Annotated in this window: 25 protein-coding genes; 8 read left to right on the top strand and 17 right to left on the bottom strand. The window is 72.2% G+C overall.

The window, feature by feature from the left end; genetic code table 11:
• Positions 1-58: 58 nt before the first annotated feature.
• The 4 genes from pyrH to ACLJOK_RS23110 all read right to left on the bottom strand — a co-directional run bounded on the left by pyrH (position 59) and on the right by ACLJOK_RS23110 (position 4,317).
• Positions 59-826: a UMP kinase gene (gene pyrH, locus ACLJOK_RS23125; protein ID WP_030487501.1), complete on the bottom strand. Its 768-nt coding sequence runs from the start codon at positions 824-826 to the stop codon at positions 59-61.
• A 161-nt stretch (positions 827-987) separates the two neighbouring features.
• The gene (gene tsf / locus ACLJOK_RS23120) at positions 988-1,815 is read right to left on the bottom strand and encodes a translation elongation factor Ts (protein ID WP_091400300.1); all 828 of its coding nucleotides are present in this window, start codon (positions 1,813-1,815) and stop codon (positions 988-990) included.
• 134 nt (positions 1,816-1,949) lie between these two features.
• The gene (gene rpsB, locus ACLJOK_RS23115) at positions 1,950-2,873 is read right to left on the bottom strand and encodes a 30S ribosomal protein S2 (RefSeq protein ID WP_410820737.1); all 924 of its coding nucleotides are present in this window, start codon (positions 2,871-2,873) and stop codon (positions 1,950-1,952) included.
• A 379-nt stretch (positions 2,874-3,252) separates the two neighbouring features.
• The gene (locus tag ACLJOK_RS23110; RefSeq protein ID WP_410820736.1) at positions 3,253-4,317 is read right to left on the bottom strand and encodes a hypothetical protein; all 1,065 of its coding nucleotides are present in this window, start codon (positions 4,315-4,317) and stop codon (positions 3,253-3,255) included.
• 203 nt (positions 4,318-4,520) lie between these two features.
• Between ACLJOK_RS23110 and ACLJOK_RS23105 the strand changes: the two genes are divergently transcribed.
• The 5 genes from ACLJOK_RS23105 (at position 4,521) to ACLJOK_RS23085 (ending at position 10,198) form a co-directional block, all read left to right on the top strand.
• Positions 4,521-4,880, top strand: coding sequence for a YraN family protein (locus tag ACLJOK_RS23105; RefSeq protein ID WP_410820735.1), 360 nt, complete (start codon positions 4,521-4,523; stop codon positions 4,878-4,880).
• 30 nt (positions 4,881-4,910) lie between these two features.
• Positions 4,911-6,431, top strand: coding sequence for a YifB family Mg chelatase-like AAA ATPase (locus tag ACLJOK_RS23100; protein WP_410820734.1), 1,521 nt, complete (start codon positions 4,911-4,913; stop codon positions 6,429-6,431).
• Positions 6,428-7,645 (top strand): DNA-processing protein DprA, encoded by a 1,218-nt coding sequence (dprA, locus tag ACLJOK_RS23095; protein WP_410820733.1) that lies wholly within the window; start codon positions 6,428-6,430, stop codon positions 7,643-7,645. The genes ACLJOK_RS23100 and dprA overlap by 4 nt, the downstream gene beginning before the upstream one ends.
• 340 nt (positions 7,646-7,985) lie before the next feature.
• Positions 7,986-8,972 (top strand): tyrosine recombinase XerC, encoded by a 987-nt coding sequence (locus ACLJOK_RS23090; protein ID WP_410820732.1) that lies wholly within the window; start codon positions 7,986-7,988, stop codon positions 8,970-8,972.
• A gap of 44 nt (positions 8,973-9,016) precedes the next feature.
• Complete coding sequence (locus ACLJOK_RS23085) at positions 9,017-10,198, top strand: aminotransferase class V-fold PLP-dependent enzyme (RefSeq protein ID WP_410820731.1); 1,182 nt, start codon at positions 9,017-9,019, stop codon at positions 10,196-10,198.
• Here the strand turns inward: ACLJOK_RS23085 and ACLJOK_RS23080 are convergent.
• The gene (locus ACLJOK_RS23080) at positions 10,119-10,820 is read right to left on the bottom strand and encodes a murein hydrolase activator EnvC family protein (protein WP_410820730.1); all 702 of its coding nucleotides are present in this window, start codon (positions 10,818-10,820) and stop codon (positions 10,119-10,121) included. The genes ACLJOK_RS23085 and ACLJOK_RS23080 overlap by 80 nt on opposite strands.
• 245 nt (positions 10,821-11,065) lie before the next feature.
• Between ACLJOK_RS23080 and ACLJOK_RS23075 the strand changes: the two genes are divergently transcribed.
• Positions 11,066-12,208 (top strand): sulfite oxidase, encoded by a 1,143-nt coding sequence (locus ACLJOK_RS23075; RefSeq protein ID WP_410820729.1) that lies wholly within the window; start codon positions 11,066-11,068, stop codon positions 12,206-12,208.
• Between the two features lie 63 nt (positions 12,209-12,271).
• On the opposite strand, the gene ACLJOK_RS23070 is transcribed toward ACLJOK_RS23075, so the two are convergent.
• From ACLJOK_RS23070 to proS, 12 genes are all read right to left on the bottom strand, one after another.
• The gene (locus ACLJOK_RS23070; RefSeq protein ID WP_007075222.1) at positions 12,272-12,595 is read right to left on the bottom strand and encodes a DUF2469 domain-containing protein; all 324 of its coding nucleotides are present in this window, start codon (positions 12,593-12,595) and stop codon (positions 12,272-12,274) included.
• Positions 12,592-13,404, bottom strand: coding sequence for a ribonuclease HII (locus ACLJOK_RS23065; RefSeq protein ID WP_410820728.1), 813 nt, complete (start codon positions 13,402-13,404; stop codon positions 12,592-12,594). The genes ACLJOK_RS23070 and ACLJOK_RS23065 overlap by 4 nt, the downstream gene beginning before the upstream one ends.
• Positions 13,398-13,883, bottom strand: a complete 486-nt coding sequence (locus tag ACLJOK_RS23060; RefSeq protein ID WP_410820727.1) for an NUDIX hydrolase — start codon at positions 13,881-13,883, stop codon at positions 13,398-13,400. The genes ACLJOK_RS23065 and ACLJOK_RS23060 overlap by 7 nt, the downstream gene beginning before the upstream one ends.
• A 48-nt stretch (positions 13,884-13,931) precedes the next feature.
• On the bottom strand, positions 13,932-14,567 hold the full coding sequence (gene lepB, locus ACLJOK_RS23055; protein WP_354943409.1) for a signal peptidase I: 636 nt from the start codon (positions 14,565-14,567) through the stop codon (positions 13,932-13,934).
• Between the two features lie 10 nt (positions 14,568-14,577).
• Positions 14,578-15,447 (bottom strand): signal peptidase I, encoded by an 870-nt coding sequence (gene lepB, locus ACLJOK_RS23050; RefSeq protein ID WP_410820726.1) that lies wholly within the window; start codon positions 15,445-15,447, stop codon positions 14,578-14,580.
• A 183-nt stretch (positions 15,448-15,630) separates the two neighbouring features.
• Positions 15,631-15,987 (bottom strand): 50S ribosomal protein L19, encoded by a 357-nt coding sequence (gene rplS / locus ACLJOK_RS23045; protein WP_007456548.1) that lies wholly within the window; start codon positions 15,985-15,987, stop codon positions 15,631-15,633.
• 143 nt (positions 15,988-16,130) lie between these two features.
• Entirely contained in the window at positions 16,131-16,904 is a 774-nt protein-coding gene (gene trmD / locus ACLJOK_RS23040; protein ID WP_410820725.1) for a tRNA (guanosine(37)-N1)-methyltransferase TrmD, read from the bottom strand.
• Positions 16,905-16,915: 11 nt separating this feature from the next.
• Positions 16,916-17,566 (bottom strand): ribosome maturation factor RimM, encoded by a 651-nt coding sequence (gene rimM, locus ACLJOK_RS23035; RefSeq protein ID WP_410820724.1) that lies wholly within the window; start codon positions 17,564-17,566, stop codon positions 16,916-16,918.
• Positions 17,566-17,826, bottom strand: coding sequence for an RNA-binding protein (locus ACLJOK_RS23030; RefSeq protein WP_186718042.1), 261 nt, complete (start codon positions 17,824-17,826; stop codon positions 17,566-17,568). The genes rimM and ACLJOK_RS23030 overlap by 1 nt, the downstream gene beginning before the upstream one ends.
• Positions 17,801-18,319, bottom strand: a complete 519-nt coding sequence (gene rpsP / locus ACLJOK_RS23025) for a 30S ribosomal protein S16 (RefSeq protein WP_410820723.1) — start codon at positions 18,317-18,319, stop codon at positions 17,801-17,803. The genes ACLJOK_RS23030 and rpsP overlap by 26 nt, the downstream gene beginning before the upstream one ends.
• Positions 18,320-18,548: 229 nt before the next feature.
• Positions 18,549-19,169, bottom strand: coding sequence for a DUF402 domain-containing protein (locus tag ACLJOK_RS23020; protein WP_410820722.1), 621 nt, complete (start codon positions 19,167-19,169; stop codon positions 18,549-18,551).
• Positions 19,170-19,218: 49 nt separating this feature from the next.
• The gene (gene proS, locus ACLJOK_RS23015) at positions 19,219-20,625 is read right to left on the bottom strand and encodes a proline--tRNA ligase (protein WP_410820721.1); all 1,407 of its coding nucleotides are present in this window, start codon (positions 20,623-20,625) and stop codon (positions 19,219-19,221) included.
• Positions 20,626-20,694: 69 nt separating this feature from the next.
• On the opposite strand from proS, the gene ACLJOK_RS23010 reads away from it, so the two are divergent.
• Positions 20,695-21,252, top strand: coding sequence for a hypothetical protein (locus tag ACLJOK_RS23010; protein WP_410820720.1), 558 nt, complete (start codon positions 20,695-20,697; stop codon positions 21,250-21,252).
• A 22-nt stretch (positions 21,253-21,274) separates the two neighbouring features.
• Entirely contained in the window at positions 21,275-21,871 is a 597-nt protein-coding gene (locus tag ACLJOK_RS23005; RefSeq protein ID WP_410820719.1) for a TetR family transcriptional regulator, read from the top strand.
• The last annotated feature ends 165 nt before the right edge of the window (positions 21,872-22,036 follow it).

The raw sequence follows: 22,036 nt of genomic DNA, 5'->3' as shown, positions 1-22,036 counted from the left end.
CGTGGTGGGCTCTGCTGAAAGTCGTCACACCGCTGTCGTCGTCGCCGGTCGGCGGGACTCAGGCGGTGATCAGGGTGCCGATCTTGTCGCCACCCACCGCGCGGATGATGGTGTCGTCACCCTGCGCGCCAAAGACCAGCATCGGCAGGCCGTTCTCCATGCAGAGGCTGAACGCCGCCGCGTCGGCCACCCGCAGGTTGCGGCGCAGCGCCTCGGAGAAGGTGATCGAGTCGAGCTTGCTGGCGGTGGGGTCGATCCGCGGGTCGGCGGTGTAGACGCCGTCCACGCCGTTCTTGCTCATCAGCACCACGTCGGCCCGGATCTCCAGCGCCCGCTGGGCGGCCACCGTGTCGGTGGAGAAGTACGGCATCCCGGCGCCGGCGCCGAAGATGACCACGCGGCCCTTCTCCAGGTGCCGGATGGCCCGCAGCGGGATGTACGGCTCGGCGACCTGGGCCATCGTGATGGCACTCTGCACCCGGGTCTCGATGCCCTCCTTCTCCAGGAAGTCCTGAAGTGCGAGGCAGTTCATCACGGTGCCGAGCATGCCCATGTAGTCGGCGCGGGCCCGGTCCATCCCACGCTTCTGCAGCTCCGCGCCGCGGAAGAAGTTGCCTCCGCCGACCACCACGGAGACCTGCACGCCGCGGCGCACCACTGTGGCGATCTGCCGGGCGATGGCCTGGACGACGTCCGGGTCGACGCCGATCGCGCCGCCACCGAAGACCTCACCGGAGAGCTTCAGCACCACACGGCGGGCACGCCCAGGCGGCGGTGCCGTCGGATCGTCCAGCTCCAGCGTCCGGTCACTCACAACCTGCGTCATCCGCCCCGCCCTTCCCCACGCGCACGCCCCGTGCGGCGCGTACCGCGAACCTGCCGCTGCCGACCCTATGTGACGAGGAGGCCGCGGTGCCTGTCACGTACACCGGCGGCCTCCTCGTTGACGTCTTCTGCCCACGGGCGCGCGTGGCGCCCGGTGACGGCTCAGGCCTGGCCGACCTCGAACCGCACGAAGCGGGTGACCTCGATGCCGGCCTCGGCCAGCAGCTGCTTCACCGACTTCTTGTTGTCAGAGACGGACGACTGCTCGATCAGGACGAAGTCCTTGAAGAAGGAGTTCACCCGACCCTCGATGATCTTCGGCAGAGCCGCCTCGGGCTTGTTCTCCTCGCGGGCGGTCTGCTCGGCGATGCGCCGCTCGGACTCGACGACCTCAGCCGGAACCTCGTCCCGGGTGAGGTACTTCGGCCGCATCGCGGCGATCTGCATGGCCACACCACGGGCGTCGGCGTCGCCGGCCTCGTCGGTCTTGCCGGTGTACGACACCAGCACGCCAACGGCCGGCGGCAGGTCCTGGGCCTTGCGGTGCAGGTAGACGGCGGTGGTGCCCTCGACCCGGGCGAACCGGTTGAGCACCAGCTTCTCGCCGATCTTGGCGGACTGCTCCTGGATCAGGTCCGCGATGACCTTGCCGTCGAGCTCGGAGGCGAGCAGCTCCTCGGCGGAGTTCACGCCAGCGCGCTCACCGTGCTCGACCAGCTGCTGGCCCAGCGCGATGAACGACTCGGTCTTGGCGACGAAGTCGGTCTCGCAGTTGAGCTCGAGCAGCGCCTTGCCGGAGTGGGCGACCAGGCCGTTCGCGGCCGTACGGCCGGCCCGCTTGCCGACATCCTTGGCGCCCTTGACGCGCAGGATCTCGACGGCCTTGTCGAAGTCGCCCTCGGCCTCGGTCAGCGCCTTCTTGCTGTCCATCATGCCGGCGCCGGTGAGGTCGCGGAGCTTCTTGACGTCCGCGGCGGTGATTTGGGACATGGCTCTCTCTTCGGTGTTGAGACGGCGTGTGGATGGTCAGAGGTGCCGGTTACCCGGATCCGGGCGGATCGTGCCCGGCGTACCGTCGCTGCCCGCCGTTCGCGAAAACGGACGGCGGGGCAGCGACGGTGCGATCACTCCGCGGTGGCGGCCGCCGGCTGCTCGGTGGCGGCCTGCGCCGGCTGCTCCGGGGTGGTGGCGGGCTGCTCGATGGCGGCAGCGGCGGGCTGCTCGGCCGGGGCGGCCGCTGCGGCCGGCGCAGCCGGCTCGTCGGCCTTCTTCGGCTCGAGCAGCTCGCGCTCCCACTCGGTCAGCGGCTCGTCGCTCGCGACACCCTCGGGCTTCTCGTCGTTGCCCCGGCGACGGCCGGAACGCGCGATCAGACCATCCGCGACGGCGGCGGCGACGACCTTGGTCAGCAGCTCCGCCGAGCGGATCGCGTCGTCGTTACCCGGGATCGGGAAGTCGACCTCGTCCGGGTCACAGTTGGTGTCCAGCACCGCGATCACCGGGATGCCCAGCTTGCGGGCCTCGTCGACGGCGATGTGCTCCTTCTTGGTGTCGACGATCCAGACCGCGGCGGGAAGCTTCTGCATGTCCCGCAGGCCACCGAGGGTGCGGGTCAGCTTGATCTTCTCGCGGGAGAGCTGCAGCGTCTCCTTCTTGGTGTAACCGGCGGCGGTGCCGCTGAGGTCACCCAGGCCCTCCAGCTCCTTCATCCGCTGGAGCCGCTTGTGCACGGTCTGGAAGTTGGTCAGCATGCCACCGAGCCAGCGGTGGTTGACGTACGGCTGGCCGACCCGGGTCGCCTGCTCGGCAATCGCCTCCTGGGCCTGCTTCTTGGTGCCGACGAACAGGATGCTGCCACCCTCGGCGACGGTCCCACGCACGAACTCGTACGCCTTCTCGATGTACTCGAGGGTCTGGCGCAGGTCGATGATGTAGATGCCGTTGCGCTCGGTCATGATGAAGCGCTTCATCTTCGGGTTCCAGCGCCGGGTCTGGTGCCCGAAGTGGACACCGCTCTCCAGCAGCTGACGCATGGTCACGACGGCCATGGTTGGGGTACTCCTCAAGGTCCCTGGTTGTCACGCCCGGCCGGTGGCCGGGCGTCCTGGCGCCTGGTCGCCGACCCATGGTGGACCCGATCAAGATCGGGACCAGGGAGGCCGTCGCTCCACGACGATTCGTGAAGAGGGCGCGCGAGGTCGACCGCACGAGGCGGTCGCCAGTTGGCCAGTGTACGCCCCTCGCCCCTTCAGCCGCCCCGGGGTGCGCGGAGGTGCTGCTCCGGTCTCCGGGGCTCCGGGGCTCGACGTGCCGGGAAGATCGCGCTGGTTCATGGAAACAGCAGCCTCCGCGTCGCCGAAGACCACTATTTTCTGGTTGTTGTCCGAATCATCAGCGCACGCCCGGCCGGCGGCGGGTCAGGCCAGGTCAGCCGGCGGCGAGCGCGGCGGCCACGAAGAGCACCAGACCGACGGTCAGGTAGGCAGTCGGTGGGCGCAGCCAGCCCCGACCGTTGTCGGCGAGCGCCAGACCTCCGGTTCGTAGCCCGTACAGCCCGGTCGCGAAGATCGGCAGTCCGGCGACCAGGGCGATACCCACCACCACGTTCCCGGCGTCCACCGGGTCGCCGGTCACGCCCGCCAGCAGCACCCGCGACGCGGGGACCTCGAAGACCAACACCAGCAGAGCGAAGAGTACGGCCAGCACCGGTCGACGGGTCCGATAGACGCCGTCGGCGGCCGGCGGATACACCGGCGGCTCGCCTGCGGGCAGGTCGGGTCGCGGGCCGATCCCCGGCATCGGGCCGGTCGGCATCTCCAGCGGGTGGGGCGTGTCGCCGCCGCCCCGGGTCGGCTCGACGATCGGGTAGCCGGCGAGCGGAGCGGGACGAGCCTGGTCAGCGAGCACGCTGGCCGGCGTTGTCGACGTGCTGTCGCGGGTGGTCTCCGGCGCGACGCCGGTCAGCGGGGACCCCGCCGTGGTCGTCTCGCGGGCCGCCCGGCGACCCGGCAGCTCACCGGAGGTCTCCGAGGGGTCCCGGTCCGCCCGCCATGAGCGGGTGGCCCGGTAACCGTCGGCTTCCGGCCGTGCGGCGCCCAACGGGTCGACAGCGCCGAAACGCCCCGAATCAGCCTCGCCCGGCCCGAACCGACCGGTCTGATCGTCGAGGGCACCGAAGCGACCCGAGTCCGACTCCGGCGTACCGAAGCGGCCCACGTCCACCGCGCTCAGACGACCCGAGTCCGACTCGGGCGTACCGAAGCGGCCGGCGTCGACGGCGCCGAAGCGTCCCGAGTCCGGCTCGCGGCGGCGGCCGACGCCGGTGTCCTCGACGGAACGGCCGTCTTCCGCGCCACGCTGCTCGGGAATCTCGCCGTCCCGGTACCGCGGTTCGCCCGCGCCGCGCCACTCCGACTCGCCGTAACCGCGACCCCTCTCGTCGGGGTACCAGCGCGACTCCTGATCTTCCGGAAAACTCCGTCGTCCGTCCACGTCAGGCACCGTATGCGACCGGCCACGCCCGCGCCATTTCAGCCCGGCCGGCCGTGCCGCCGATCGTCCGGACAGCGCGGACACGAGTCGCGCACTAGCACAGCGCGGGCATGATCGTCCGACTGTCCACAGCACCCCCGTTGTCCACAGTTGGGCCCCCGCCGGGTCGCGGCGATCGCCCTTTGGCGGGCACGGTGCCGGCCATGACGAAGCGGAACCAGGCGGTTGGCGCGTACGGCGAGCAATGCGCGGCCCGGCACTTGACCGAGGCGGGGCTGCGCCCGATCGCCCGCAACTGGCGCTGCCCGGCCGGGGAGATCGACATCATCGCGTGGGACGGCCCGGTGCTCGCCTTCTGTGAGGTGAAGACCCGCCGGGGTGACGGCTTCGGCACCCCGGCCGAGGCGGTCGTGCCGGCCAAGGCGCGCCGGCTGCGAGGGCTCGCCGCGCGGTGGCTGACCGAGACCGGTACGACAGCCGAGGAGGTGCGCTTCGACGTGCTGTCGGTGCGGCTGCCCGACGCCGGTCCGGCGCAGGTCGAGCACCTCAAGGGCGCGTTCTGACATGCGTACCCGGAGGATCGGTGACGCGCCGTGAGCTACGCGAAGGTGCTCTGCGTGGGCCTGGTCGGGGTGACCGGCCACCTCGTCGAGGTGGAGGCCGATCTGGCCGCCGGCCTGCCGGCGGTGGTGATCTCCGGTCTGCCGGACACCGCCCTGCACGAGGCCCGCGACCGGGTCCGTGCCGCCGTGGTCAACTCCGGCCAGCGCTGGCCCAACCGGAGAATCACTCTCAACCTGCTGCCCGCCACACTGCCGAAGTTCGGTTCGGCCTTCGATCTGGCCATCGCCGCAGCGCTCCTGGGTGGCTCGGGTGAGTTGCCGCTGCTCCCCCTGGAGGGGGTGGTGGTCCTCGGCGAACTGGGGCTCGACGGGACGGTCCGGCCGGTGCGCGGCGTGCTCCCGATGGTCGCCGCCGCGGCCCAGGCCGGCGTCGCGCGGGTGATCGTCCCGGCCGGCAACGCCGCCGAGGCCGCCGTCATCCCCGGGGTGCGGGTGCGAGCGGTGGACACCCTGCATCGGCTGGTCGCCTTCGTCCGGGACGGGACCCCGCTGATCGAGCCACCGGCGGACATCCCGGCACCGGTGGTCGGTGGGCCGGATCTCGCCGAGGTCGCCGGGCAGCAGATGGGACGGCGCGCCCTGGAGGTCGCCGCGGCCGGTGGGCACCACCTGGCATTGCTCGGCCCCCCGGGCGCCGGCAAGACGATGCTCGCCGAACGACTACCGTCGATCCTGCCCGAGCTGGACGACGACGCGGCGCTGGAGGTCACCGCGCTGCACTCGGTCGCCGGGCTGCTGCCGCCGGGCGGTCGGTTGCTGCGCCGCCCGCCGTTCCAGGCGCCGCACCACACCGCGACCGTGCCGTCGCTGGTCGGGGGCGGCTCGGGGCTGGCCCGACCCGGCGCGGTGTCGCTGGCGCATCGCGGGGTGCTCTTCCTGGATGAGGCTCCCGAATTCAGCAAGGGCGCGCTGGAGGCGCTGCGCCAGCCGCTGGAGCACGGCCGCATCCAGCTGAACCGCAGCGGGGGCGGCACCGTGTACCCGGCTCGCACCCAGTTGGTGCTCGCGGCCAACCCGTGTCCGTGCGCGAAGCCGGCCGGCGATGCGCAGTGCGAGTGTTCGCCGCTGGCTCGCCGCCGCTACCTGGGCAGGCTCTCCGGGCCGCTGCTGGACCGGATCGACGTCCAGGTGCGGCTGATGCCGGTGCGGGCAGCCGAGCTGATGGCGGCCGACGGCGCCGTCGAGCCTTCGGCGACGGTCGCCGCCCGGGTGGCGGCGGCCCGGCAGGCGGCGGCCGCCCGCTGGGCCGACCTCGGCCGGCGACTCAACGCCGAAGTGGAAGGGCCGCACCTGCGCCGACCGCCGTGGCGGCTGCCGGCCCGGGTCACCGTGGAGTTGCGGGGCCGGCTCGACTCCGGCTCGCTGTCGGCGCGCGGCTTCGACCGGGTGATCCGGATGGCCTGGACCATCGCCGACCTGGACGGTCGCGACCGACCTGATCGGGACGACGTCCGAGAAGCGCTTCAACTACGGACGGGGGAGGCGACATGAGCGCCGAGGACGAACGCAGGCTGGCCCGGGTCGCACTGACCTGGCTGGCGGAGCCGGGCACGCGCGCGGTCCATCACCTGGTCGAACGGCACGGCCCGGTGGCGACCCTGGATCTGCTGCTCGACGGCGGCAGCCCGGACGGCTGGCTGCACACCACTGTCGCCGCACGCTCGGCGGCCGGCGACGCACGGGCAGTGGCCGCGGAGGCCCTGGAGCGGGCGGACCGACTGGGTGCCCGGCTGGTCACGCCGGACGACGAGGAGTGGCCCGCCCAGGTCGCCAGCCTGGCCGCGTTGCGGCTGCCGGACGTCAGCCGCCGGGTCGACGGTGAGACCGCCCCGCCGCTCTGCTTCTGGGTACGCGGGAGCTGGCCGCTCGGCGAGGCGCTGGATCGCTCGGTGGCCGTGGTGGGGGCGCGGGCGGCCACCGGCTATGGGCAGCACGTCGCGACCGAACTGGGGTACGGGTTGGCGGAGCGGGACTGGACGGTCGTCTCCGGTGGCGCGTTCGGCATCGACGCCGCCGCCCACCGGGGCGCCCTCACCGCGGGCGGTCTGACCGTCGCGGTGCTCGCCTGCGGGCTCGACCGCCCGTACCCGATGGGCAACGCCGCGCTCTTCGACCGGATCGCCGAGACGGGGCTGCTGGTCAGCGAGTGGCCGCCCGGTGCCGAGCCGCTGCGGCCCCGGTTCCTGATCCGCAACCGGGTGATCGCCGCAGGCACCCGGGGCACCGTCGTGGTCGAGGCGTCGGCGCGCAGTGGCGCGACGCAGACCGCCCGGCGAGCCATCCACGCCAATCGGGTGGCCATGGTGGTGCCGGGGCCGGTGACCTCGGCGATGTCCGTCGGCGCCCACGAGTTCCTGCGCGAGCACGCCAAGGCTCGGCTGGTCACCGGGGTGGCGCACGTGCTGGAGGAGGTCGGTCGGATCGGCGCCGACCTGGCCCCGCTGGCGCGCGGACCGCAACGGGCCACCGACGCGCTGGACGACGACGCGCGGTCGCTGCTGGAGGCGCTGCCCCGCCGAGGCGCCATGGGCGTGGACCGGCTCTCCGCGCGCGCCGGTGTCGACGTACGGACCGCGTTGCGCAAGCTGTCGATGCTGGAGGAACTGTCCATGGTGGTCCGTCGCGACGACGGCTACGCCCTCGCCCCACCCGCCAAGCCCAGGCAAGCGGCGGCAGCGGGGGCATCCGTTCTACCTGGTACCTGAGCGGGAGCGACGCAGCCCGCCGGCCGGGGGTGGTCGTCCGGATGCCCGTACCCCCTCGCGCTTGGGGCCCCGGCCAGCCGATACTGCCGGTACCGTGCCCGGTCATGGGTGCAATCAAGCCGTGGCACATCAGCGTGCTCTGCTGTCTCGTCGTGACCGCCGTGCTCGTTGTCGGCTTGGTCGTGTTCCTCATCAAGAAGAGCAACCGCCGATAGTTCGGGTGGGCACCGCGCCCGTCATGGCCGGTGACGTACCCGACCCGGCCGTAGGCTGATGCCGTGCCAGCTGTGATCGCGAGTGCCGGGGCCGACGTACCGGCCGGCACGCCGGCGCGACCGCGATGAGCCGGCCCGACCGGGGTACCCGGGCCATGCACCAGGCACTCCCGCCAGCCTTGCGCGACGCTGTCGACGACTTCGCCGAGCACCTGTCCCGGGTTCGTAACCGGTCGGCGCACACCGTCCGCGCGTACGTCACCGATCTGGTCTCGCTGCTCGACCACGCCGTCCGGATGGGTTGCGCCGACCTCGCCGAGCTGGACCTGTCGGTGCTGCGCAGTTGGCTGGCGAAGCAGCGCACCACGGGTGCGGCCCGCACGTCGTTGGCCCGGCGGGCCGCGTCGGCACGGGCATTCAGCGCCTGGGCACACCGAGCCGGGCTGCTCCCCGCCGACGTGGGCGCCGCGCTGGCCAGCCCTCGCGCGCACCGGGAACTGCCCAGCGTGCTGCGTACCGACCAGGCCGTCGCTCTGGTCGAGGCACCGTCCCGGCAGGCACCGCCCCCGAATCCGCCCGCGGAGTCGGGCCCGAGCGGAGCGGCCGAGGCGGTGCCGCTACGGGACCGGGTGCTGCTGGAGCTGCTCTACGCCACCGGCGTACGGGTCAGTGAGGCGTGCGGGTTGGACGTCGGGGATGTCGACCACGGTCGGCGGGTGATCCGGGTGTTCGGCAAGGGCGGGCGAGAGCGCTCGGTGCCGTACGGGGTGCCCGCCCAGCGGGCGTTGGACGACTGGCTGCGCCGGGGCCGCCCGGCGATGGTGGGCGCCCGCTCCGGCGACGCGCTGCTGCTGGGTGCCCGGGGTGGTCGGCTCAACCCGACGACCGCACGTCAGATCGTCGGTGCGTACGCCGAGACCGCCGGACTGCCCCGGACCAGCCCTCACGATCTACGCCACTCCGCGGCCACCCACCTCCTGGAGGGTGGCGCGGACCTGCGCGCCGTGCAGGAGCTGCTCGGCCACTCGTCGCTGGCGAGTACGCAGATCTACACCCACGTCTCGGTCGAGCGGCTGCGTGCCGCGTACCGGCAGGCGCACCCACGGGCCTGATCAAGGGCCGGAGGGCGCGCGAGCGTGACGGTTACGATCATCAAGTGAGCGTCCCGAATCCCCCTGAGCCGATCCCGGGCGCCCGCCTGCTCTTCTCCCTGGACCCGGCGGTCAGTCATCTCAACCATGGCTCGTTCGGCGCGGTGCCGATCGGCGTGCAGCGCGCCCAGCAGCGGCTGCGCGACGAGATGGAGGCGAACCCGCTGCGCTTCTTCACCCAGGGGCTGGTCGACCGGATCGCGCACACCCGCCGGCACCTCGCCGGGTTCCTGGGCGCCGACCCGGACGGTAGCGCCCTGGTGGGCAACACCACCACCGGCGTCGCAGTGGTGCTCCAGTCGGTTGGTCTCAAGCCCGGCGACGAGGTGCTGAGCACCGACCACGGGTACGGGGCGGTGAGCCTGGCCATCCAGCGCGAGTGCCGCCGCACCGGAGCGGTCAGCCGCGTTCTGCCGATCCCCCTGGCCGCCACCGACGAGCAGATCGTGCAGAGCGTCCGCGCCGGCCTGCGCCCCGGGCGGACCCGGCTGCTCGTCGTCGACCAGCTCACCTCGGCCACCGCCAAGCTCTTTCCGACCGCCGCCATCGTCGGGGTGGCCCGGGAACACGGCGTGCCGGTCCTGGTGGACGCCGCGCACGCCCCGGGCATGCTGCCCACCCCGGTGGCCGGCATCGGCGCGGACTTCTGGGTGGGCAACCTGCACAAGTGGGCGTACGCCCCGCGCGGAACCGCCCTGCTGGCGGTGGCGCCGCAGTGGCGGGACCGGATCGAGCCGCTGGTGGTGTCCTGGGAGCAGGAGTCGGGTTTCCCGGCCCGGCTCGAGTGGCAGGCGACGCTCGACTACACGCCCTGGCTGGCCGCTCCGGCGGGTCTGTTCACGATGCGCAGTCTCGGCGTCGACCGGGTGCGGGCGCACAACGCCGCGCTCGCCGCGTACGGCCAGCGGGTGGTGGGGGACGCGCTGGGGGTGACCCCCGCCGATCTGCCCGACCCCGGCGGGCCGGGGGTGGCGCTGCGCCTCATTCCGCTGCCAGCCGGCACTGGCACCACGATCGACGCTGCGCGGGCGTTGCAGGCGCGGATCGGTGAGCGGCTCGCCGCGGAGGTGGCGGTGATGAGTTGGAGCGGCCGGGGGTGGCTGCGGCTCACCGGCCAGGTCTACAACGCCGCCGACGAGTACGAACGGCTGGCCGCGCGGCTGCCGGCACTGCTCGCCCAGCGCTGACCGGACGGCTGGGAGCGGACACCGGGACCGGACCGACCGGGAGCAGGCGCACCGGGCCGAGGCCGAGCAGGGCCAGCGGGTCGAGATACTCCTCGCCCCGGCGCAGGCCCCAGTGCAGGCACGCCTCGGCCGGGCACCCCGGATGCCCGGGCAGCAGCTTGCCCAGCGGCGCGCCGGCGGTGACCGGCAGGCCGGGACGTACGACGGGTTGGACCGGCTCGTGGGTGGTCCGCAGCCCGTCGGCGTGCCCCACGGTGACCACCGGTCGACCGGCCACCAGGCCGGCGAAGAGCACGGTGCCCGGCCCGGCGCTGCGGACCACTGCTCCGGCCGGGGCGGCCAGGTCGACGCCGCGGTGGCCGGGCAGCCACGGTCGCGGCGGCGGGTCGAACCGGCGCACCGGACGGGGCGGCCCGTCGACCGGCCAGCGGAACCGCCCGGCGGGCGCCGGGTCGGCGACCGGCACGGCCAAAACCGCGACCGGCGCGGTAGGGGTCGGTGGTTGGCCGGGCACCGCCGCGACCAGCACCGCCAGCCCGCAGAGCTGCACTGTCAGTGCGAGCGGAAGTGCCGCGCAGAGCAGCAGCGTGCGGCGGATCGAACGGACGGATGGCTGTCGCATGTCGGCAGCCTCCGGCCGACGCCGGGTCGCCCGCCAGCCCGGCCGACGCTTCTGTGGACAACCGGGGGTGCTGTGGACGACCACCCAACAACTTCGATGATCTGCTATGCCCGGGACGGCAAGCCGCTGTCCACGGCCCGTCGCGCGCACGCCGCCGTACCTCCGGTGCCGTTTTCGGGCCGTCACGAAGGGCCTAGGCTGGGCCGCGTACGGCGGGTCCCGCCGTCTGTACCGGGGAGGCCCGTATGACCACTCTCGATGACCGGACGTCGTCCACCGCCGGGCCGACGGTGGCCGACGTGAGCGACCCGTCCCGGCTCGCGGAGCCGAACGAGACGATCAGCGCCGAGGAGTTGCAGCTCGCGGCCCGCAACCACGGCATCCCGTTGGAGGCGCTGCGCTACGACGTCACCCCGGCCGGGCTGCACTACCTGCTGATCCACTACGACATCCCGGAACTCGACCCGGCGACGCACACGCTGACCATCGGCGGCGCGGTGGACCGGCCGTTGACTGTCACCCTCGCCGACCTGCGCGAGCGGCCCCGGGTCACCCGGCAGGTGACCCTGGAGTGCGCCGGCAACGGGCGGGCCCTGCTGCACCCCCGGCCGGTCAGCCAGCCCTGGCTGGTCGAGGCGGTCGGCAACGCGGAGTGGACCGGCACCCCCCTGGCTCCGCTGCTGCGGGAGGCGGGCATCGACCCGGACGCGGTGGACGTGGTCTTCACCGGCGCCGATCACGGTGTGGAGCGCGGGATCGAGCAGGACTACCAGCGGGCGCTTCCGGTCGCCGACGCACTGCGCGAGGAGGTGCTGCTGGCGTACGAGATGAACGGCGCTCCCCTGCTGCCGCAGCACGGCGCGCCGCTGCGGCTGATCGTGCCGGGCTGGTACGGCATGGCGCACGTAAAGTGGGTCCACTCCATCGAGCTGCGGACCGAGCCGTTCGAGGGGTACCAGAACGCGGTGGCCTACCGGGTGCGCCGCGACGCCGACGACCCGGGCGTGCCGGTGACGCGGATCGAGCCGCGAGCGCTGGTCCGTCCGCCCGGCTTCCCCGACTTCATGTCCCGCCGCCGGGTGCTGCGACAGGGCCCATGCACCCTGGATGGTCGGGCCTGGTCCGGGCACGCCCCGGTGGTCGCCGTGGAGGTGACCACCGACGGTGGGGAGAGCTGGGCGCCGGCCGAGCTGGACCCGACGGGCGCGGGGGATTTCGCCTGGCGGCGCTGGCGGCACGAGTGGGTCGCCACCCCCGGCCGGTACGTGCTCGGCGCGCGGGCTACCGACGCGTCCGGGCGGACCCAGCCCGTCGAGCAACAGTGGAACCGTGGCGGCTTCGCCAACAACATGGTGCAGCGGGTCGAGGTCGTGGTGCCGGCCGAGTGATCGGCGGTGGGTGTCAGGCCACGGGTGGGGGGCCCGTGGCACGCCCCGGCGGCTCGGGTGCGCTCAGCCGCCGAAGCCGGAGTCGGCGGGCAGTGAGATGTCGGGCTTCTCCAGCTCTTCGACGTTGACGTCCTTGAAGGTCATCACCCGGACGTTCTTCACGAAGCGGGCAGGACGGTACATGTCCCACACCCAGGCGTCGTGCATCTCGACCTCGAAGTAGACCTCGCCGTCGGAGTTACGCACGTGCAGGTCGACCTGGTTGGCCAGGTAGAACCGGCGCTCCGTCTCCACCACGTACGAGAATTGGCGGACAATGTCGCGGTACTCCCGGTAGAGCTGCAGCTCCATCTCGGTCTCGTACTTCTCGAGATCTTCCGCGCTCATCGCACTCCGCCTTCCATGGCCACATCTTCCCCCACCGGCGTCGGAGGCCGAGGCTGCTCGCCCAACGCCACGCCGACGGTACCCCCTGACGCCCACGAGCGCTCCATCGGCTCATCCGGGCCGTGGCCGCCGGGCCGTCGAGCGCGCGGCGGCCGGCCGTCGCGGCCGGAGACCGCGGCGACATTGACGTACGAGAACCGGTGTTCCCGGCACGGCCCGTGCTCCCGCAGCGCCGCCGAGTGCTCCGGTGTGATGTAGCCCTTGTGCTCGGCGAAGCCGTACGCCGGGAACACCGCGTCCAACTCCACCATGAGCCGGTCCCGGGTGACCTTGGCCAGCACGCTGGCCGCCGCCACACACGCCGCCACCCGGTCGCCCTTCCACACCGCCAGCCCGGGCACACCCAGGCCGTCCACGCCGAAGCCGTCGGTCAGCACGTACTCCGGGCGGGTGGTGAGCGAGGCGAGCGCCCGGCGCATCGCGGCCAGGTTGCACACGTGCAGGCCCCGAGCGTCGACCTCCTCGGCCGGAATGACCACCACGGCGTACGCGAGCGCGCGGTCCACGACCTCCGCGTACACCCGTTCCCGGCTGGCCGGGGTGAGCAGCTTCGAGTCGGCCAGCCCCTCGATCTCGCCGCGCCGCCCCTCGGGCAGCACCGCCGCGGCGGCGACCAGCGGACCGGCGCACGCTCCCCGGCCCGCCTCGTCGGCGCCGGCGACGTGCCGGAAGCCACGGCGCTGCAACGCCCGCTCCAGGGCATACAGGCCGGCCTCGCGGCGCACCACTGTGCGCGGCGGGGTCAGCACGACGCCTCGTCCTGGCCGGCGGCGGTCGACTGCCCCAGCCGGGTCAGCAGGGCGGGCAGTTCGGGCGGGTAGAACCGGTCACCGCTGGCGGCCAACTCGTCCGGAACCCACCAGCGGTGGTCGGCGATGCTGCGTCGCTCGATGTCGTTGAAGCCCGTGGTGTCCACCTGCCAGGAGTCCACCCGGAAGAGGAAGAAATCCTGCTCCTGGCGGTACCAGATGCCGTCGAAGGAGAACTCGGTCGCGTCGGACCAGACCGGCTCGCCCAACTCGGCCGGGTCGAGCCGCAGGCCGGTCTCCTCGGCCAACTCCCGGGCCGCGCCCGCCGCCGGGGACTCCGACGGATCGAGCCCGCCGCCGGGAGTGAACCAGTATCGGTGCCCGGGTCGGGCCGGGTCGAAGCCCTCGAACAGCAGGACCCGGCCGGCCGCGTCGACGAGCAGCACGCGGGCCGCGCGTCGAGGGGTGTAGACGGTCACCGCACCAGCCTGCCAGACCGAGGGCGGATCGCCCACGCCCCCGCCGGCCTACGGCTTGGGAATGCCGTCGAACCCGTCGGGCACCGTCAGCCAGGTGGCCCGGTTGACCGGCCAGAAGACGGTGAACGCCCGCCCGACCACGTCGTCCTCGGGGATCGTCGCCTCGGTGATGTTCTGCTGGGACTGCTGCCAGTGCTCCAGTGAGTCGCCGGAGGCCGACCGGTGGTCGCCCATCACCCACAGCCGGCCCTCCGGCACTGTGATGTCGAACTCCTGGTCGGCGGGCTTGTCGCGAATCCCGTCCAGGGAGAAGATGTACGGCTCGTCCAGCGACTTGCCGTTGATCATCAGCCGTTCCTCGGGGTCGCAGCAGACCACGTGGTCGCCGGGGATGCCGATCACCCGCTTGATGAAGTCCTCACCGTCGGGGTTGCCACTCCAGGCGGTCGGGGCCTTGAACACGATCACCTCGCCGCGGTGCGGTGACCGGAAGTCGTAGACCAGCTTGTTGACCAGCACCCGATCATCGATCTTGAGGGTGTTTTCCATGGACGGGGAGGGGATGAAGAAGGTCTGCAGCACGAAGGCGCGGACCAGCACCGCGACCAGGATCGCCACACCCAGCAGGATCGGCAGCTCCTTCCAGAAGGAGCTGCGCGGCTTGTCGGTCTGCTCGTCAATCACGCCAAGGAGCCTACGTTGCCCGGCTGGACGGCACCGTCCGGAACGCGCGGGAACCACGTAGCGCGGCTGCCAACGGAAGCATCAGCAGCGCACCGCCCTGCGGAGTCGGTCGCGCCGGGGGCGCGCCGGGTGACGCCGTGGCCGGCCCGGAGACGTCCTCGAACGTGGACGGCACCGACAGCGCGCTCCACCGCGACGACGGCCAGACCACCATGAAGGCCCGGCCGACGACGTTGTCGATCGGCACCGGCCCCTGGCAACGCGCGTCCTGGGAGACCTCACGGTGGTCACCCATGACGAAGATCTGACCGGGCGGCACGACGATCTCGTCGAAGCGCCGGGAGCGACACTCCGCCGGGTTGGGCGGCAGGTCCAGGGGTGAGTCCCGCAGGACGTACGACTCGTTGAGCGGGGTGCCGTTGACTGTCACCCGGCCCTGACTGTCGCAGCACTTGACCCGGTCACCGGGGAGGCCGATCACCCGTTTGATGAAGTCCTTCTCACCGGGGCGGCTCACCCCGACCAGGTCGCCGACGGTGCGGGCGAGCCGGCCGCCGACGCCGGGCTTCGGCTGCTCGTCGACCTGCGGCGCCCAGCGGTCAGTGCCCCGGAAGACCACCACCTCGCCGCGCAGCGGGTCACGAACGTCGTAGACGACCTTGTTGACCAGCACCCGGTCGCCGACGAGGAGGGTGTCCTCCATCGAGCCGGACGGGATGAAGAACGCCTGGAGCAGGAAGGTGCGGATCAGCACCGCGAGGCAGAACGCGACCACCAGCAGCAGCGGCAACTCCTGCCAGAGAGGCATCTGCCGGCGGGTGCGGCGAGCCCGTCGGCGCCACGGATCGACGGTGCCGTCCTCGTCAAGCGTCTGCACCACGCCACTCCCCGGTCCGCAGAAAACACCACCGCCCGGGAGCCTCGTCGAGGCTCCACGGGCGGTAGTGGACAACTACCCGCCACCTGGGCGGGACCGCCGCCTCGCTGCGCCCGTACCGACCAGGGTAATGCGCTCTGGTCGGTACGGCATACGCGCAGCTCGGGCGGCGTGGCGAGCGGGAAGTCAGCTGGGCTGCTTCTCCCGCTTCTCCTTGATCTTGGCCTTCTTGCCGCGCAGCTCGCGCAGGTAGTAGAGCTTGGCGCGACGCACGTCACCGCGGGTCACGATCTCGATCCGGTCGATGCCCGGGCCGTTGAGCGGGTAGGTCCGCTCGACGCCGACACCGAAGCTGACCTTGCGGACCGAGAAGGTCTCGCGCAGACCGTCACCCTGGCGGCGGATCACGACGCCCTGGAAGATCTGGACACGGGACCGGTTGCCCTCGACGACGCGGGCGTGCACCTTGACGGTGTCACCGGCCCGGAAGTCGGGAAGGTCGGTCCGCTTCGACTGGGCGTCAAGGGCGTCCAGGATGTTCATCGCTGCGTCCTCGTAAGGCTCACGGCGCACCGTCACTCGGTGCGCGGGTGGGTGATTCTGATTCCCGGGTGGTGATCGGCGAACCGACCCCGGTCGGGGATCCTCGCAGCCGACCGCGGGCGCGGACGGATGCGGCAACCCCCCTACTTTGCCACATCCCCCGGTGGAGGTTGAAATCCGGCCTGGTCCAGGGCCGCGATGTCCCGTTTGTCGAGCCGATCGGCCGGCAGCGCGGCCAGCAGGTCCGGCCGGCGGGCCGCGGTTCGCAGCAGACCCTCCTCGCGCCGCCAGCGGGCGATCTTGCCGTGGTCACCGGAGCGGAGCACGTCCGGCACGTCGTGCCCACGCCAACTCGGCGGCTTCGTGTAGATCGGCGCCTCCAGCAGCCCGTGCGCGTGCGACTCCTCGTCCAACGAGCCCGCGTTGCCCAGCACCCCCGGCAGCAGCCGGGTGACCGCCTCCAGCATCACCAGAACCGCGACCTCGCCGCCGAAGAGCACGTAGTCACCGAGCGACACCTCGGTGACCGGCATCCGGGTGGCGGCGTGCGCCAGGACCCGCTGGTCGATCCCCTCGTAACGGCCGCAGGCAAAGAGCAGATGCGACTCGGCCGCCAACTCGTGCGCCATGGCCTGGGTGAACGGGGCACCGGCCGGCGACGGCACCAGCAGCCTTGGCGGTGGGGCGTCGACCGGCGCGAGAGCGTCCAGTGCCTCACCCCACGGCTCGGGGCGCATCACCATTCCCGGCCCGCCGCCGTAGGGGGTGTCGTCGACAGTGCGGTGGACGTCGTGGGTCCAGGTCCGCAGGTCGTGCACGGCGAGCTGGAGTACGCCGTTGGCCCGCGCCCGTCCGATCAGCGACAGGTCCAGCGGGGCGAAGTACTCCGGAAAGATCGACACGACGTCGACGCGCATGCGGGCTGGTCCTAAAGGTCGAGCAGTCCGGCTGGTGGGTCGACGATCACACGTCCGCCGGCCAGGTCGACCTCCGGAACGATCGCCCGGACGAACGGGATCAACGCGGTGCGCCCCTCGGGGCGCCGCAGCACCAGCAGGTCGGACGAGGGTGCGTGGTCGATGCGGGCGACCTCGCCCAGGCGTTCGCCGGCCGGGGTCACCACGGCCAACCCGACCAGCTGGTGGTCGTGGAACTCCTCCGGGTCGTCCGGTGGGGTCACGTCGGCGCTGTCCACCACGAGCAGCGTCCCACGCAGCGCCTCGGCGGTGTTGCGGTCCGGGATGCCCTCGAACGCGATCAGCACCCGGCCCTGATGGAAGCGGGCTTCCTCGATGGTCAGCTCTGCGGGAACCTGGAACGGCACCCCGGGCTCAGCGCTGGTTGGAGGGGGTGTCGCCCCGGGCTCAGCGCCCGGCACAGTGTTGCGCGCAGGCGGGGGTGTCGCCCCCGGCTCAGCGCCCGGCACAGTGTTGCGCGCAGGCGGGGGTGTCGCCCCCGGCTCAGTGCGCAGCACTGTGCCGGGGGCGAACCGTGCCTCGGGCTCGTCGGTCCGCACTTCCACGGTGACCTCACCGCGGACACCGTGCGGCTTGCCGATCCTGCCGACGACGAGCTGCATCAGTACGAGTCGACGATGTCGACGCGAACCCCGCGCCCGCCGATGGAGCCGATCACCTGGCGCAGCGCCTTGGCGGTCCGGCCGGACCGCCCGATCACAGTGCCGAGGTCCTCGGGGTGCACGCGGACTTCGAGCCGCTTGCCCCGACGGGAATCGACAAGCCGCACCCGGACATCGTCCGGGTGGTCGACGATGCCCTTGACCAGGTGCTCCAACGCCGGACGCAGTGGCATGTCAGGCCTGCTCACCGGCGTCGGCAGCGGCCGGGGCCTCGGCCGGAGCCTCGGTCTTCGGCGCCTCGGCAGCCGGAGCCTCAGCCTTCGGCGCCTCGGCAGCCGGAGCCTCGGTCTTCGGAGCCTCGGCAGCCTTGGCGGCCTTCTTGGCCGGCTTGGCCGGGGTCTCCGGGGCGAGCCCGGCGGCGGCCTTCGCCTCAGCCTCGTACGTCGCCTTGCGGTCGGCCCGCTCGGGGGCAACCAGGAGCGGCGGCGGGGCCGGCAGGCCCTTGTACTTCTGCCAGTCACCGGTCAGCTCCAGCAGCCGCTGCACCGCCTCGCTCGGCTGAGCGCCGACGGACAGCCAGTACTGGACCCGCTCCGACTTGACCTCGATGATCGAGGGGTCTTCCTTGGGCTGGTAAATCCCGACGAACTCGATCGCCCGGCCGTCACGCTTGGTGCGCGAGTCAGCGATGACGATGCGGTACTGCGGGTTGCGGATCTTGCCCATCCGCAGGAGCCGGATCTTTACGGCCACAGTTGTTTCGCTCCTGTTGCGATCTCACCGGCCCAGGCGGGCGGTGTGCGTGGGTGAGCGCCGACCGGACCCGTGGGGTTGGGCCGGAGACTACTCGGTGGACTGGCGACGCGCCTGGGTTAGAGGGCGCCGGACGCGCGCCGGATACCAGCGACCCATTCTGCCAGATCCGCTGTCGATCGCACGCATCGGACCCGTACACCGCGTTGTCGGTGACCTGGAATGCCGCTCAGCGCACCGGCGGACGATCCCATCCCGGTGGCAGTTTGTCCGGTACGCCCCACTCCGGCGGGGGTGCGAAGTCACACCAGGTGCCGTCGAACGGGAACTCACCGGCCTCGGCGAGCGCGATCACCCGCTCCCCCTCGACGCGGACGGCCTTCTCGTCCGTCACCCAGTAGTCGGCGCCGAAGGCTAGCCGCTCGACGAACTCGTCCTCGTCCTTCCACTCCCAGCCGCGGTCCGGCCACACCACCACGTCCAGGTCCTGGTCCACCACGTCGACGCCGGCCACCGGACCGTCGTCCCAGCGGACACCGGGCTCCTCCAGGTTGACGTACCAGTGGGCGAACCGGCCCTCGGCGTCCCGGAACCACCAGACGGAGTGCGCCGCCCCCGTGGGCAGGAACTTCAGCAGCGGCGGGCCGTTCCAACGCCCCTCGGCCAACCGGTACGTCGACGAGATCCACTCGGCGAACGGCATCGCCCGCATGTTGAGCCCGGCCTCGGTCACCTCGTGGGCCACCGGCGAGTCCCGGGCGATCCAGACCAGCAACCCTCGATCGTCGTCGCTGACCACGCGGGCCGGCCGGACCCACCCGATCCGGCCGTGCCGCACATTCCGGTGCATGATCAGCCGACCCGGCTCGAACCGGTCGACAGGGTTGCCCGGCCGCACCTCAGTAGGCGCGGGCGAGAATGGCGATCAGATCCGGCTCGTCCTCCGAGTCCGGTACCGAACCGTCGGCGCGCAACAGGCAACGCACAGTGACGCCCTGACCGTTCGCCTCCGCCTCGCCGGCCACGCCGACCGCCGACCACGGCACCCGGGCCCAGCCGTTCGCGGCGGCCTCGATCGCCTCGGCCAGGGTGGCGACCTCCACAGTGCGCGACTCGCGGTTGGCCAGCGCCTGGTCGTGCAGCACCTGCTGGTCCGTCTCCAGCGCGGCCAGCACGGCGGCGACCACGTCCGCCACCGGCGTCGGGGTCTTCGAGCCGTCGGTGCGACGCACCACCGTCGCGTTGCCCACGGCCAGGTCACGGGGGCCGACCTCGACGCGTACCGGATAGCCGCGCAGCTCGGCGTCGACGGCCCGGCGGCCGAACGGGGTGTCGGTCCGGTCGTCGAGCGCGACCCGGACACCGGCGTCGCGCAGGCCGTCGCGCAGCTTGGCAGCCGCCTCGCCGACGCCGTCGCCCTCCTTGACGATCATGACGTACGCCTGGATCGGCGCGAGTCGCGGCGGCACGCGCAGGCCGTTGTCGTCGCCGTGCGCCATGATCAGGCCACCGAGCATGCGGGTGGACGTGCCCCAGGAGGTGGTCCAGGCGTGCTCCCGGCCGCCCTCCTTCGACGAGTAGCTGATGTCGAACGCCTTGGCGAAGTTCTGGCCCAGCTCGTGGCTGGTGCCCAGCTGCAACGCCTTGCCGTCGCCCATCATGCCTTCGCAGGTGTACGTGGCCGTCGCCCCGGCGAAGCGCTCGCGCGTCGTCTTCAGGCCGACCACCACCGGAATGCCGATCACGTTGACCATCAGGTCCTCGTACGCCTCGTGCAGGATCCGCCGCGCGTACGCCCGGGCGTCCTCACGGGTGGCGTGCGCGGTGTGCCCCTCCTGCCAGAGGAACTCACTGGTACGCAGGAAGATCCGCGGACGGAGCTCCCACCGGACCACGTTCGCCCACTGGTTGAGCAGCAGCGGCAGGTCCCGGTACGAGTCGATCCACTTGGCCATGAACTCGCCGATGACAGTCTCGCTGGTCGGACGCACCACCACCGGCTCGGCCAGGGGCTTGCCGCCACCGTGGGTGACGACCGCCAGCTCCGGCGAGAAGCCCTCGACGTGCTGCGCCTCGCGCTTGAGGTAGCTCTCGGGGATGAACAACGGGAAGTACGCGTTCTCCGCACCCGCCGCCTTGATCCGAGCGTCCATCTCAGCCTGCATACGCTCCCAGATGGCGTAGCCGGCCGGTCGGATGACCATGGTGCCGCGAACCGGGCCGTTGTCGGCCAGCTTCGCCTTGGCGATCAGGTCCTGGTACCAGCGGGGGAAATCCTCCGCACGGGGAGTGAGCACGCGTGCCATGACCGCACATCCTATGCGTCGCTCGTCAGGGCAGTGCGCTCGGGCGCGGCATCGTTAGCATCTGCCGTCATGACCTTCCTCAATCCGCACACCGGAGCGGCTCCCACCCCCGAGCCCGAGGCCCCCGATCTGGCCGACCTGGCCGCGAGATGGGTGAGCTGGGTGGCCCGGCACCGGAGGCCGACCAGCCCGATCGCCGACCAGTTCGGCCGGCACGCCGGGCGTCACCAGCCCGCCGACGTGTGGTTCCTCGCGGGTACGCACGGTGGCTCTGTGCAACGGAATTGCGTGGTTCCCGCCGGACGGCCGCTCTTCTTCCCGGCGTTCTGCTGGTGGCAGGTCGGCGGCGGGGCCGGCCCGGCCGAGCCCGACCTCGACGCGACCGGGCACGCGCAGCTCGACGGACTTCCGGTCGCGCTGACTCCGGCCGGCTCGGCCGAGCCGTTCCCGGTTCGCGGCTTCTTCAACAACGTCGTCACCATGTGGCCGTGGTCCGTTCCGGTCTCCTGCTGGGGACTGTGGGGGCTGATCCCGCCGCCCGGCCCCGGCCGACACGAGCTGAGCTTCGGTGGCACCGACGGCGGGCGGTTCTGGGTCGAGGCGCAGTACCAGATCGAGGTGCGCTGAACCGTCCTACACTTCGACCACCATGATTGAGCAGAGGGGCCCCACCCCGGTACGGACCGGCATCGTCGACGCCGCCCGCGCGTTGACCGTCGCGACCGGATGGGACGGCGTCCGGATGGGCGCCGTCGCGAACGCCGCCGGGGTGAGCCGGCAGACCGTCTACAACGAGTTCGGCAGCAAGGCGGGGCTGGCGGAGGCGCTCGCCCGCGCCGAGGTGGACCGGTTCGTCGGCGCCGTCGGGGCCGCTCTGCTCGCCCACGGCACCGACGTACGGGCCGGCGCGTACGCGGCCATCGCGCACACCCTCACCACGGCAGCGGAAAACCCCCTGGTCAAGGCCATCCTGACCAGCGCCCGAGGCGGCTCGGACGAGCTACTGCCGTACCTCACCACCCGGGCCGAGGTGGTGCTCACCGAGGCGTCCGGCGCGCTGATCGACTGGGCCGGCGACCACCTGCCCGGGGCGGACCAGGCCGCGCTGGCCTTCGCCGCCGACACCATCGTCCGCCTGGTGGTCAGCCACATCGTGCTTGCCCGCGAACCGATCGAGCAGACCGCCACGGCCCTCGCCGACCTTGCCGTACACCTCTTCAGCGCCGCCGCCCGCCCAACCCCCTGACCCGCACCCCGCACCCCCGCGCACCCGCCCGCTGGCCGACGCCGCACGCCAAGATCGCGCTCGATCCTGGATGTAGTGGCATCCCCAAACGCCGAGGCCACTACATCCTTGTTCCAGCACGATCTTGCGGCGCACAGCGCGCGGCACGGCCCGGGGGCGGCACGG

This window comes from Micromonospora sp. 050-3 (genome assembly GCF_046549335.1).
Taxonomy (GTDB): Bacteria; Actinomycetota; Actinomycetes; order Mycobacteriales; family Micromonosporaceae; genus Micromonospora; species Micromonospora trifolii.
This window is presented reverse-complemented; position numbering and strand designations above follow the sequence as displayed.

Bases quoted from the DNA above. Each gene is read 5' to 3' on its own strand.
- rpsB (WP_410820737.1), bottom strand. From the start codon at position 2,873: ATGGCCGTCGTGACCATGCGTCAGCTGCTGGAGAGCGGTGTCCACTTC.
- ACLJOK_RS23090 (WP_410820732.1), top strand. From the start codon at position 7,986: ATGAGCCGGCCCGACCGGGGTACCCGGGCCATGCACCAGGCACTCCCG.
- pyrH (WP_030487501.1), bottom strand. From the start codon at position 826: ATGACGCAGGTTGTGAGTGACCGGACGCTGGAGCTGGACGATCCGACG.
- ACLJOK_RS23075 (WP_410820729.1), top strand. From the start codon at position 11,066: ATGACCACTCTCGATGACCGGACGTCGTCCACCGCCGGGCCGACGGTG.
- rplS (WP_007456548.1), bottom strand. From the start codon at position 15,987: ATGAACATCCTGGACGCCCTTGACGCCCAGTCGAAGCGGACCGACCTT.
- trmD (WP_410820725.1), bottom strand. From the start codon at position 16,904: ATGCGCGTCGACGTCGTGTCGATCTTTCCGGAGTACTTCGCCCCGCTG.
- ACLJOK_RS23070 (WP_007075222.1), bottom strand. From the start codon at position 12,595: ATGAGCGCGGAAGATCTCGAGAAGTACGAGACCGAGATGGAGCTGCAG.
- ACLJOK_RS23020 (WP_410820722.1), bottom strand. From the start codon at position 19,169: ATGCACCGGAATGTGCGGCACGGCCGGATCGGGTGGGTCCGGCCGGCC.
- rimM (WP_410820724.1), bottom strand. From the start codon at position 17,566: ATGCAGCTCGTCGTCGGCAGGATCGGCAAGCCGCACGGTGTCCGCGGT.
- ACLJOK_RS23010 (WP_410820720.1), top strand. From the start codon at position 20,695: ATGACCTTCCTCAATCCGCACACCGGAGCGGCTCCCACCCCCGAGCCC.
- ACLJOK_RS23080 (WP_410820730.1), bottom strand. From the start codon at position 10,820: ATGCGACAGCCATCCGTCCGTTCGATCCGCCGCACGCTGCTGCTCTGC.
- tsf (WP_091400300.1), bottom strand. From the start codon at position 1,815: ATGTCCCAAATCACCGCCGCGGACGTCAAGAAGCTCCGCGACCTCACC.
- ACLJOK_RS23005 (WP_410820719.1), top strand. From the start codon at position 21,275: ATGATTGAGCAGAGGGGCCCCACCCCGGTACGGACCGGCATCGTCGAC.
- dprA (WP_410820733.1), top strand. From the start codon at position 6,428: ATGAGCGCCGAGGACGAACGCAGGCTGGCCCGGGTCGCACTGACCTGG.
- ACLJOK_RS23105 (WP_410820735.1), top strand. From the start codon at position 4,521: ATGACGAAGCGGAACCAGGCGGTTGGCGCGTACGGCGAGCAATGCGCG.
- proS (WP_410820721.1), bottom strand. From the start codon at position 20,625: ATGGCACGCGTGCTCACTCCCCGTGCGGAGGATTTCCCCCGCTGGTAC.